Below are 11,032 nucleotides of genomic sequence, written 5' to 3'. Positions count from 1 at the left end.
GTTCTAGTCCCTGTTTTAAAGACGCAATTACGTTATATTTTACGTAAAAAATTTCTTAGAACGAAATTTTTATGATGATAAAACACGAATTGTTAAAGATTTACGTATGATTTGACGTAACTCTTTGCTGTGCTTGATTCTTCTTCCAGTAAGCCTCGATCCGCAGATTTAAAGGTACGACGTGGCCATATGAGTTCAGGATTGATGCCAACTGATCCTGCAAAGAAGAATTTTCCTTTGTGTCACGGTCTCTTAAGAGCGTTAATCGTTGTCTAGGCGCTGAGACCGAAGGTGGCGTGCAAAATCTCGTTCCTTTTTGAGAGCAGCTAAAACGCACGCTTTGTACCAAACCATTCTTCATATCCCCCTTGAGAAAAGATGACTGAACCAGACACTACGTTATTCGTAGCTTCTTTGGAATCCATAAAACTACGTTTTACGTAGTTTTGCGAGGGTGCTCGAGGATTTGTGAAATCCTTACGTGAAAATCAATCTAGTGTTTGCACTACGTAAAACGTAGTATCTTCCTTAGGCATTAACTACGATTATCGTAGTTATGAAAACATCCAATTCCCACAATCAGCTCTTCAGTCGACGCCTCAAAGAGGTGCGCTTGGACATGGCGTTATCGCAAAAAAACCTGGGTATTTTGGCTGGCATAGATGAGTTTGCAGCAAGCGCGCGTATCAACCGCTACGAGAAGGGGGTTCACCAGGCAAGCATTGAAGTCGTTCGGCATCTCGCTAAAGTTCTCGAAGTGCCTGTAGCATACTTCTACACAGAAGATGATGAACTGGCCTCTTTAGTCCGTCTTTGGCCGAAATTGGACTCGGAGAAGAAAAAAAACATCCTTCAGCAGCTCTAAACAAAAAAGAGTGCTTCGCTGTGCTTTTTCTTCTCGAAAGGCTTTCCAGTGATTTAGAACCAAAACCTTGCGTTAGAATCTTGCTTCAGTTCGTCTGATTTCATTTCCTGAATCCCCCTCGCAAATTCCAAATTTCCCCTACACCAAACCGCTGTGTTTATATTCAGCCCTGTATAATGAGCACCAGAAATTACGCCGAACGGCAAAGGAAGTATCGAGGAATATTTAACGAAGAATTCGCGATATGAAGGTGCTGCAACACCCCCATACCGCTAACCACTAGCAACTGAAAAGGAGTTGAAAATGGCTGCGACGAATTTTAAGCCAGAGTTTACTGTTTGCAAAACAGAATCAGACGCTTTCACCGGCATGATTGAAAACCGCGAGCTGGTACGCAAAAACAGCGCCCGCCGCCTTCATGGCAACCAGCCCAATGCGGCACCCATTCATCCCCGCGCGGAAACGCCTCAGGACAGTGCCGCCTGCTGCGAACTGTATGCACGCATAGACATGAAATACCTTCTCCTCGGCGGGGACTGGTTAACCCGCGCTGGCTTTATCAAAGGTATGCCCGTAAAAATCCGTGCCATGAAAGACTGCATTGTGATTACGCAACAGCATACAAGAGAATTATGGGGATGCCTGGAAGGTATGAGTGTGGTGAATATAAATAAGCAGAAAGTCGCGCAGTGGTTGAAGACGTTTCCGGGAGCGCTGAATGATACAGGTGATATACCGGCTGTTAAACGTGGAACAGGGAAGGCGATGTCGGAGTAACTGTGCTTCCCACCTCATGTAATCCTTGAAGCAATAAAACGATACGGGCATGTTATCCCATGCCCGTAATCTTCAGAAATCACTCGTGCTTTACCTGCTCTTTCACAGCCTTAACCAGCACAGCGTGAAGTTCGCCAACGGTTAAATCGCATATAACAGGTTCGGGTATGCCACGTATCCAGCGCATAAACCGACAGATACCAAAAAAATCTCTACCCTCGCCCGTAAACAGATACTCATTCTCAGCAAGAGAGAATGTTTTCACATAGCCATCTTCTTGCGTGGCAAGCTGAACGCCAAACGCTTCTTCGCAGTCTTCCTGTAGGTCTTCGCCGTCCATACCACAAATATGCAAATCGGCTTCGATTTATGGTTTATCACAACAAGGGCTTGAGCTTCTCTCAAAAAACTTAAATTAATGCCTTCTTTTGCCATTTCCAGGTGTTGGTTCATAGAGCCTGAATGTCCCTTTGGATATGTTTTCCATGAAATAAATCCTGCATCAACCAATTCGTTATGACTTTTCCCTAAATAAACAATCATTGCCTCATGTTTGTAATCATCTGTATAAGTCCGCCCTATAGTTTAAACGTAAGCTTTTTTTTCTCGTTTCAGTATTTAGAGCTATAAAGTACCGTCCAGATGTAAATTCTTAGGTTTTCGAAATGAGAAAAAGGGCATTATATATTTAATCTTCATTTAAAGATCTCCTCCTGAAAGCTGAAAAATTAAATCGTCCGAGTAGAATGTTTTACCTATGAGTTTTTCTAAAAGATGTGCCTGTTTTTCATTTATATTATAAACACCTATGCCATACGTGAAGTCGGCTTCATCTTCATCTGAAATACCCATAATGTCATACAGCGCAGCTACATTTCGCTGAGAGATTATGATTTCATAAAGTAAAAGTTCATCTGTTTTACTGTATACATCTATAGAGTAAACGATCATTGTTTTAATCCTAAAGAATCACTCAGACTTGAAGCAAGGTTTATCACGACGCTGACGCCACTCTTTTACTTCATGAACAACGCCTTCTGGGCTATCATCTTTTCCATCTTCGGGATAAAAAATAAGATCTGCACCTGAGGGATGCTCTGCAAGCCGTTCGAACTCTCTAACCTGACAATTACCATCTTCCTCTGTTTCACAATTGGCAGAGCATATTTTTTGTACTAAGGATAAAAATTCACTTTCAGTATAATGGCTGATGGTTTTCATCCTAATTTCCTCGATGTATATCAATATGATGTTTAGGTGTTGTTATGCTCATATTATCTAGATCATATACAGCGCCGCCCTGTTTTATAGGATTAATGCGATGTGTCTCATACCGTTTTTTTACCGACTCAATATATTGTAGGGATAAGGGAAGAGGCTCTCCTCTGATTTTTTGATTGATCTTTTTCATCTTGATGGAGATTTTTAGTTTGCCCGATACGATTATCGGGCAATGCCTCTCACCATTTATCCCTATAGTCAAAAGAAACCTGATAGTCATAAATAGTGGGGGTTATTTTATGTAAGAAGTGGGGTTGTAGAATGGGTATCCATTCGGGTTCAACATCAAAAAAACCATTATTAACGTTCCCCTTAGTTGGTAGGCCAAGATCTTTTGTCATGATCTGAGCATCATCGCCAAAATCTGAAGAAAATTCATTTCCTTCACCTAACTCAGTTTCTTTATCATACCACTGTAATCTTAATCTTAATCCCATAATAAGCCTCATAAATAAGATTTAATATTTCTACCTTTTACGGCAGGTTTCAAAATTTCACCAGTTTTATAATCAATAGAGCCGAGATGCTCGCCGTCACTAGCTCTGTATTCTTCGAGTTCGCCATGCTGAGAATCCCATTCATATATTCTTCGTCCTTTCGAATCAACCCATCTTGCCCTTTTACCACTACCACCCTGCTTGGGCGTTTTCGCTTTCACCTCTCTTAAACCCCTTAATCCTGTAATTTCGCTGGTTTTAGGTGCCTGATGATAATCATGTCCATCTTCGGGTAATCCACTGCGACGTCTCCCGCTGAGATAGACATAAATCGGCGGCACCCCGCCCACCGGCAGAATCAGAATATAATCCGCAAACGTCTTCTCTTCCGGTGTCGGGCTGATCGTCGCACCAATCGCCGTATCCTCCGGCAGCGGATCAACCACAACCGGGTTCGGTATCCGTACCGGGTTGTGATTGCCCGTATCCCACGGCTTACTCTCTCCGGTGCGGTCCGGTGTCCAGATGAGGGTGATGCCGGGGTCTTCTTCGGTGGTAAAGGTGTACGCCTGGCGTTGACTATCCCACTCCATCCTGCGAACGCGCACGCTGTCTTTGCCCGGCGGCGTATGCCAGCCGCGCGGTGTCGGGTTACCGCTGGCGTCGTTCTCCCAGGTGAAGCGAACGCGGGTAGGGGCTTCCCGCATCTGCTCGGCGCGCATCCTGTCGATAAAATCCTGCTCGCCGTCGTTCAGCTTGCCGGGATACATCCCTATCAGCAGCCCTGCGACAGGTGCACCAAGGCCTCCCGTGGCTATCTCGCCAAGTGTAGCGCCGCGCACGGCCCATGTGCCGGAAATGACAGTACGCCCGCTAACCAGTGCGAGTTCGCTGGCATCGGCTATCGCGTTCCGCGCGATCCAGGCCTTTTCTTCGGCTGCAACGGCAGCCTGATAGTCCATCTCCTCGTGATGCCCATTCCACCAGAGATAAAGCGCGCTGCGTTGCTTTGGTTTTGGGAGCGCCTTACGCTTTGCCGCCTGGGCGTGCTGCGGGGTGTCGTTGGGCATGGCCTGGTAAAATGCCATTTCAGCGAAGTTGGTGTGCGGCTCACTTCCGGTGCCTGCATCGTTACAGCCTTCACCGCGCAGGCAGGATTTCGCAAAGACCCGATTGCGATCGCGTTCTTCTGCTTGTCGCTGCGCTTCGGCCTCTTGCTCTTTTCGGCGTGCTGCGAGCATGGCCTGATGCTTTTCCTGTGCGATCTGTTCAGGAGAGGGACCGGAGCCGAGCCACTCTCCCGGTGGGGCGATCACGCGGTTGGTTCCGTGCGGGCAGCCACAAATGACGACAGAACCATCGACGGCTGAGGTTTGTCCCATCCAGTTAACGCGAGGTTCGCCGTCTGCAACAACGCCCTGTTTGCCGCATTTAGGGCATGCCGTAGTTTTATCGCCAACGCGGATAACGCCGCGACCGTGCTCGGTGCAGTTGGGCAGGGTGCTACAGCATATTGCGCCGGTGGTCGTTCTGTCGCCGTGCAGCGCCTGACCGCGACCGTAGTTCGTTGAACGGTAGCCCATGGCCTATTCTCCGGGCCAGGTTAAGAAATCCTCTTGAGGTGGAATCCCTTCGCGGGTGACCAGATAAGTACTGCCGAGCGGTGTGCTGATAATCTCGTCATCGTTATCAAGCAGGCTACCTACCAGGGCAACGCCGTGTCCTTTCCACGTAAATGCGGTTCCTGATGAGGTCATAATCGTGGCGAGCGTTCCATCCGGATAGGCCACACAGTCTCCTTCGACAATCGGGCTGGTGTAACTCCCATCGTCCATGAGCACTGTGGCTTCACGATCGACGGGAAGTACCATGCCGCCCATTCGGGTCTGGCTGCCAGCCGTGGCGATCCGCCAGATGGCGGTGACGGGATGTTGTCGATGAAAGGCTTCCTGTTCGGCAATAATGGCGCGCGCGTCCTCAGGCATGGCGGCCAGTTGTTCATCGGAAAAAGGCGAACGATCTATTTCCGCTTTCAACTCAGCGGTAAATTCATTGGTATAAAGCTGCATGACAATTCCTTGTAGGGGTAGAAGAGTAAATGCAGCAATGCTAGGTTTTAGACTGTATAGCGAATATACATAAAGTGGTTAATAAGCCGGGCTAAATTCCGAAATGAATACCCAGATTGATATTGGTCATCTTTTAAAGAAGGGATGGTAATGGTTCCTGTTAATAATAAATGTAATATTCGCTGAATTGCCGATAAATAATATTATGCAGCGCATATAATATTTGAATACATACGCTGCATGACGTTATTTCAAAACACCGGCACTCCCAACCCAACCTTCACCTCCCTCAACGTCGCCTGCGTCACCCCCTGCGCCCGTTCCGTTCCGCGCTTCAGCATCGCCATCAATTCCCCCTTGTCACGCATATACATCGCCCTCCGCTCCCGCATCGGCGCAATCAGCTCCTGCAAACACGCCTCCAGCTCGTTCTTACACACCCTGTCGCCCAGCCCGCCCGCCTGATAGTGCGCCTTCATCGCCGCCACTTTCTCCTTGTCCGGATGAAACGCGTCGAGGTACGTAAACACCACGTTCCCCTCAATCTGCCCCGGGTCGCTCACCTTCAGGTGGTTCGGGTCGGTGTACATCGCGCTGACCGCACGATGAATCGTCTCTTCGCTGGCCGAAAGGTGTAGCGTGTTGCCGAGCGATTTCGACATCTTGGCGCTGCCGTCTATGCCGGGCAGGCGGCTGGTGTCGCTCAGCATCGCCTTACAGTGGCGCAGCACCGGGGCGGGCAGCAGGCTGTTCATCTTGTGCACAATCTCGTTGGTCTGCTCAATCATCGGCAACTGGTCGTCTCCGACGGGCACGCACTCGGCCTTGAACGCGGTGATATCCGCTGCCTGGCTGATGGGGTAGGCCATAAACCCAACCGGCAGCGAGCGGGCAAAGCCTTTCTGCGCAATCTCGTTTTTCACCGTCGGGTTACGCTCCACGCGGGCGACGGTGACGATGTTCATATACAGCATCGTCAGCTCGGCGAGGGCGGGCAGGGCGGATTGCAGGCAGATCGTGGTCAGGTTCGGGTCGATGCCCGCGGCGAGGTAGTCGGCCAGCACTTCGGGGATGTTGTCGCGAATTTTTTGCGGGTTGCTGCCGTTGTCGGTCAGCCCCTGAAGGTCAGCAATCAGCACAAACTGGTTGTGGGTGTGCTGGAGCGCCACGCGCTGGCGCAGCGATCCGACAAAGTGGCCGAGGTGCAGCGGGCCGGTTGGGCGATCGCCGGTGAGGATGGTGGGTGCGTTCATAAAGACTCCTTAATGTGCAGTAGCCGAAAGGGTCTTAGAAAAGTGAAAGCCGCCTTTCGGCGGCTATCTGAAAATGAGGAAAACTACTCCGTGCCGCCTTTAAGAAGGCAGCCACCAGCGGTTTACGGTGAGCACGGCGTGGTTTATGTTCATCTCTTTACCGTACCATGTCCGGCGCGAAAAACAAAAGGGCACGTCATGCTGCAATCACTCAACCACCTGACCCTCGCGGTCAGCGACCTGCAAAAAAGCGTCACCTTCTGGCACGAGCTGCTGGGGCTTGCGCTGCACGCCCGCTGGAATACCGGGGCCTATCTCACCTGCGGCGACCTGTGGGTCTGTCTGTCGTACGACGAGGCGCGCCAGTACGTGCCGCCGCAGGAGAGCGACTACACCCACTACGCGTTTACCGTCGCGGAAGAAGATTTTGAACCGTTCTCGTACAGGCTTGAGCAGGCGGGCGTCACCGTCTGGAAGCAGAACAAAAGCGAGGGAGCATCGTTCTATTTTCTCGACCCGGACGGGCACAAGCTGGAGCTGCACGTGGGCAGCCTCGCCGCGCGGCTGGCGGCGTGTCGCGAGAAGCCCTACGCGGGCATGGTGTTTACCTCAGACGAGGCTTGAGGCGCGCACCTTCAGCCTGCCCGCCAGCGTCACGTGCGTGGCGGCATCTTCCTGATTGCACAGGTACTCCACCGCCAGCCGTCCCAGCTCGCTGTAGGGCAACTGGATGCTGGTCAGCGGCGGGGTGAGCTGCTCGGAAATCTTCTGGTCGTCGTAGCCCGCCAGCAGCATGTCCTGCGGGATGCGCACGCCGTTCACCGCCAGCGCCTGGTAGCAGCCAATCGCCAGCCAGTCGCTGGCGCAGAAGATGGCGTCCGGGCGCTCGGCCAGTTCCAGCAGCGAAGCTGTCGCGGTAAAGGACTCGCTGAACTGCCAGTTGGTCTGGCGCACCAGGCCATCGTCGCACGCGAGTCCGGCCTGCTGTAATGCCGCCTGGTAGCCCGCCAGACGCTGGCGCGAGGCCTCCATCCAGCTCTCGCCGGTGATGTGGGCGATGCGCGTGGCGCCGCAGGCGATGAGGTGTCTGGTAACCTGGAAAGCGTTGGCGTAGTCGTCCGGAATAAACGACGGCAGCAGCGGCGAGCCGGGGTCGCGCTGGTTGAGCAGCACCAGCGGGATGCGGGTGCAGTCCTGGAATGCCGTCATATCGACGACGTTCGTGACCGGAGAGGCAAGGATAATCCCGATGCAGTTGCGCTTGTCCAGCTGGCGGATGATGTTCAGGGCCAGCTCCATGTCGTCGCCGTAGTCGTAGACGGTGAGCAGGGTCTCGTTGCGCCACGCCGCTTCCCGCGCCTGGCTGATGGCGTCGATAAACGGGTCGAAGCTCTGCATGGAGCTGACCAGCAGGGCGATCTCTTCCTGGTTGCGCGGGGCGTGAACGGCGGGGAGGCGGTCGTAGCCGAGCTCGGTGGCGACGTTGATCACCCGCTGGCGGGTGTCGTCGCTGAGCTTGATGTTGCGGGACTGGTTGAGCACCAGCGATACCGTCGCCTGCGACACCCCCGCCGCCCGCGCAATATCGTTCATCGTCACTTTTGTTTTTCGCTTCATCCGTCCTCTCCCTTTCGCGAATTTGCATCATACCCTAACCGCGCGCTTCCGCGCCGCTGATCACGTTTCTCATCCATCGAAGCGTGAACTTTGTGAGAGGCGTCGCTTTTCTGAGCGCCACGATTTGCGCATTTATTCTGCAACTAATATTTATTAGCTAAATATTATCAGTAAGAGGATGCGTAATGAAAGAGCAATGGAGCAGGGAGCAGGCACAGGCGTGGTATCAGCAGAAAGGCTGGCTGTGCGGGTTTAACTATCTGCCGTCGACGGCGGTGAACTGGACCGATATCTGGCAGGAAGAGACCTTCGATGCCGACACCATCGACCGCGAGCTGGGCTGGGCGGCGGACGCGGGCTATAACACCCTGCGCATCAACCTGCCGTTCATCGTCTGGGAGCACGACCGCGACGGGCTGATGGCGCGCATCGACCGCTTTTTGACGATTGCCGACGGTCATGGGTTCAGCACCATGCTGACCCTGATGGACGACTGCGGGTTCTCCGGCGACGAGCCGTACCTCGGCCCGCAAAAGCCGCCCGTACCGGGCAAGCACAACAGCCAGGCGGCAGCGAGCCCGGGACGCGATAAGGTGTGCGATCGCGACTGCTGGCCACAGATTGAGCGCTATATCCGCGACGTTGTGCGCCAGTTCCGCGAGGATAAGCGCGTATTGCTCTGGGATCTGTATAACGAGCCGGGCAACCGCGGCATTTTCGCGACCGGCACCGAAGAGGTGTTGTACGACGAGAAGCTGGAAACCTGCGCGCACGAGTTGATGAAGCAGGCGTTCCGCTGGGTGCGTGAGGAAGACCCGACCCAGCCGCTCACCATCTGCGCGTGGCGTCTGCCGGCGGAAGAAGAGGGCGAGACGTTTTACCAGCACCCGCTGGACCAGACCGCGCTGGCGCTGTCAGATGTGGTGAGCTACCACGCCTATACCAATACCGGGCGCATGACGGCGATTATCCAGCAGCTTCAGGCGCTGGGCCGCCCAATCTTCTGCACCGAATGGCTGGCGCGTCACGTGGGCGGCACCATCGAAGAGCAGCTCCCGCTGATGTACATGGCGAAGGTCGCGCCGTATCAGTGGGGGCTGGTGCGCGGTAAAACCCAGACCTGGCTGCCGTGGCCGGTAGTGATGAAGGAGTCCACGGACTACTGCCGCCTGTGGTTCCACGACGTGTTTGAGGAGAACGGTATCCCGTTCTCACGCGCTGAAATCGCGCTGATGAAGAAGCTGCGCAAAATCGCCCCGAATCCGCAGGGCTAATAATAATGACCCGGCGCGCTGTCGCCGGGCAACCAGGTACGCACTATGGCAATGACAATGAAAATACCGTCTCGCGAGTTGTGGTCTTACTTTGGCTATGGTTTAGGTCAGTGTTTTAGCTTTGGTTTAGTGGGTTCGTTTATTAACTATTTTTACACCGACGTGCTGGGGATCTCGGCGCTGGCGGCAAGTACTATCTTCCTGATTGCCCGTGCGTGGGATGCGGTTCACGATCCGCTGTTTGCCAGCATTATGGACACCATTAACAGCCGTTTCGGCAAGTTTCGCCACTTTTTGCTGATCGCCCCGCTGCTGATCACCGGGGTCACCCTGCTGGCGTTCTATAAAATCGAAGCGGATATGACCACCAAAATCCTCTACGCCGGGGTGACGTATATCCTGTGGGGGACGCTGTACGCCATCTCCGATATCCCGTTCTGGTCGATGTCATCGGTGATGACCAACGACTCCGGCCAGCGCACCCGCGCGGTGACGGCGGCGATGCTCGGAGTGAATGCCGGGATCGCCTGCGCTAACATCTTCTTCCCGAAGCTGGCGGCGTTCTTTGCCCAGTACAGCAACGATAAAGGCTACTTTATGGCGGCGCTGGTGATGATGCTGGTGGGCCTGCCGCTGATGCTCAACGGCTTTATGCAGATCAAAGAGCGCGTTCCGCCGAGCCCGGAAAAGGTGACGATGCGCGACACCTTCCACAACCTGCGCCAGAACAAGCCGCTGTTTATTGTCCTGCTGTCGTTCTTTTTCTGCGTGTTCCATAACGTGGCGGGCGGTCTCTATATCTACTTCTTTATCAACAATATGGGCGACGGCAGCCTGCAAATGGCAATTGGCGTGATGGGGATAGTGGCGGCGGTGCTGTGCCTGGTCGCCCCGCTGCTGACCCGTCGGATGCAGAAGCGGAAGCTGTTTATGATCCTCTGCGGGCTGGACGTGGCGGTGCGCGTGGTGATGTGGTTCACGGGCTATCAGCACACGGCGCTGCTGTTTGTCCTGCTCGGCCTGAGCACGCTGTTCGTGATGATGACCAATATCCTCACCTCGTCGATGATCGCCGACACCATCGAGTACGCGGAGTATCACACCCACAAGCGCTGCGCGGCGATCACTTTCTCCGGGCAGACCTTTACCGGCAAGATGTCGGTGGCGGTAGGCGGCGGGCTCATCGGCGTGTTCCTGACGATGATCGGCTACGTGCCGCAGGCGCAGAGCCAGAGCGAAGGCGTGCTGGCGGGGCTGTTCTTCGGGATTTGCCTGCTGCCGGCGATTGGGTCGCTGATCCGCATGGGCTTTATGTCGCGCTTTACCTTTACCGAAGAGAAGCATGCGGAGGTTTGTCGTCTGCTGGCGGAGCGCAGGTTGAGTAGGGAAGGGGAGCCGGGTAGCGAAGAGCACAGCGTTCGTCCTGTGCGGGTAAATTAATGCAGCCAGACACCTGCCG

General features: G+C 53.6%; 14 protein-coding genes. 5 read left to right on the top strand and 9 right to left on the bottom strand.

Going from position 1 to position 11,032, the window contains the following annotated elements:
• Positions 1 to 556 precede the first annotated feature (556 nt).
• Both IM290_RS01155 and IM290_RS01150 read left to right on the top strand, forming a co-directional pair.
• Positions 557 to 865, top strand: coding sequence for a helix-turn-helix domain-containing protein (locus tag IM290_RS01155; RefSeq protein WP_071922641.1), 309 nt, complete (start codon positions 557 to 559; stop codon positions 863 to 865).
• Positions 866 to 1,168: 303 nt separating this feature from the next.
• Positions 1,169 to 1,642 carry a SymE family type I addiction module toxin gene (locus IM290_RS01150; protein WP_193042682.1) on the top strand — a complete coding sequence of 158 codons (474 nt, stop codon included), beginning with the start codon at positions 1,169 to 1,171 and terminating at the stop codon, positions 1,640 to 1,642.
• A 261-nt stretch (positions 1,643 to 1,903) separates the two neighbouring features.
• Here IM290_RS01150 and IM290_RS01145 read toward each other — a convergent pair whose 3' ends face one another.
• From IM290_RS01145 to trpS, 8 genes are all read right to left on the bottom strand, one after another.
• On the bottom strand, positions 1,904 to 2,185 hold the full coding sequence (locus IM290_RS01145) for a DUF6392 family protein (protein ID WP_193042683.1): 282 nt from the start codon (positions 2,183 to 2,185) through the stop codon (positions 1,904 to 1,906).
• A gap of 156 nt (positions 2,186 to 2,341) precedes the next feature.
• The gene (locus IM290_RS01140; RefSeq protein ID WP_045350134.1) at positions 2,342 to 2,593 is read right to left on the bottom strand and encodes a hypothetical protein; all 252 of its coding nucleotides are present in this window, start codon (positions 2,591 to 2,593) and stop codon (positions 2,342 to 2,344) included.
• An 18-nt stretch (positions 2,594 to 2,611) separates the two neighbouring features.
• Positions 2,612 to 2,863 (bottom strand): bacteriocin immunity protein, encoded by a 252-nt coding sequence (locus IM290_RS01135; protein WP_074135039.1) that lies wholly within the window; start codon positions 2,861 to 2,863, stop codon positions 2,612 to 2,614.
• A 1-nt stretch (position 2,864) separates the two neighbouring features.
• The gene (locus IM290_RS21785) at positions 2,865 to 3,053 is read right to left on the bottom strand and encodes an HNH endonuclease (RefSeq protein WP_370532097.1); all 189 of its coding nucleotides are present in this window, start codon (positions 3,051 to 3,053) and stop codon (positions 2,865 to 2,867) included.
• A gap of 49 nt (positions 3,054 to 3,102) precedes the next feature.
• Positions 3,103 to 3,360 (bottom strand): colicin E3-like toxin immunity protein, encoded by a 258-nt coding sequence (locus IM290_RS01130; protein ID WP_193042009.1) that lies wholly within the window; start codon positions 3,358 to 3,360, stop codon positions 3,103 to 3,105.
• Positions 3,361 to 3,368: 8 nt separating this feature from the next.
• Positions 3,369 to 4,943, bottom strand: coding sequence for an S-type pyocin domain-containing protein (locus IM290_RS01125; protein ID WP_193042010.1), 1,575 nt, complete (start codon positions 4,941 to 4,943; stop codon positions 3,369 to 3,371).
• A 3-nt stretch (positions 4,944 to 4,946) separates the two neighbouring features.
• A complete protein-coding gene (locus tag IM290_RS01120; protein ID WP_193042011.1) occupies positions 4,947 to 5,429 on the bottom strand; it encodes a hypothetical protein in 483 nt (160 codons plus the stop codon).
• A 251-nt stretch (positions 5,430 to 5,680) separates the two neighbouring features.
• Positions 5,681 to 6,682, bottom strand: coding sequence for a tryptophan--tRNA ligase (gene trpS, locus IM290_RS01115; protein WP_193042012.1), 1,002 nt, complete (start codon positions 6,680 to 6,682; stop codon positions 5,681 to 5,683).
• Between the two features lie 198 nt (positions 6,683 to 6,880).
• Here trpS and fosA point away from each other — a divergent pair, with 198 nt between their 5' ends.
• A complete protein-coding gene (fosA, locus tag IM290_RS01110) occupies positions 6,881 to 7,306 on the top strand; it encodes a FosA/FosA2 family fosfomycin resistance glutathione transferase (protein ID WP_169724058.1) in 426 nt (141 codons plus the stop codon).
• On the opposite strand, the gene IM290_RS01105 is transcribed toward fosA, so the two are convergent.
• Positions 7,292 to 8,299 carry a LacI family DNA-binding transcriptional regulator gene (locus tag IM290_RS01105; protein WP_160177170.1) on the bottom strand — a complete coding sequence of 336 codons (1,008 nt, stop codon included), beginning with the start codon at positions 8,297 to 8,299 and terminating at the stop codon, positions 7,292 to 7,294. The two genes, fosA and IM290_RS01105, sit on opposite strands and share 15 nt — an antisense overlap.
• Positions 8,300 to 8,484: 185 nt before the next feature.
• Between IM290_RS01105 and IM290_RS01100 the strand changes: the two genes are divergently transcribed.
• Together IM290_RS01100 and IM290_RS01095 are read left to right on the top strand one after the other, a co-directional pair.
• Positions 8,485 to 9,573: a cellulase family glycosylhydrolase gene (locus tag IM290_RS01100; RefSeq protein ID WP_023295856.1), complete on the top strand. Its 1,089-nt coding sequence runs from the start codon at positions 8,485 to 8,487 to the stop codon at positions 9,571 to 9,573.
• 45 nt (positions 9,574 to 9,618) lie between these two features.
• Positions 9,619 to 11,013 (top strand): MFS transporter, encoded by a 1,395-nt coding sequence (locus IM290_RS01095; RefSeq protein ID WP_193042013.1) that lies wholly within the window; start codon positions 9,619 to 9,621, stop codon positions 11,011 to 11,013.
• The last annotated feature ends 19 nt before the right edge of the window (positions 11,014 to 11,032 follow it).

Origin of the sequence: Enterobacter cloacae complex sp. S1, assembly GCF_014930525.1 — a bacterium.
Classification (GTDB): Bacteria; Pseudomonadota; Gammaproteobacteria; order Enterobacterales; family Enterobacteriaceae; genus Enterobacter; species Enterobacter hormaechei_C.
This window is presented reverse-complemented; position numbering and strand designations above follow the sequence as displayed.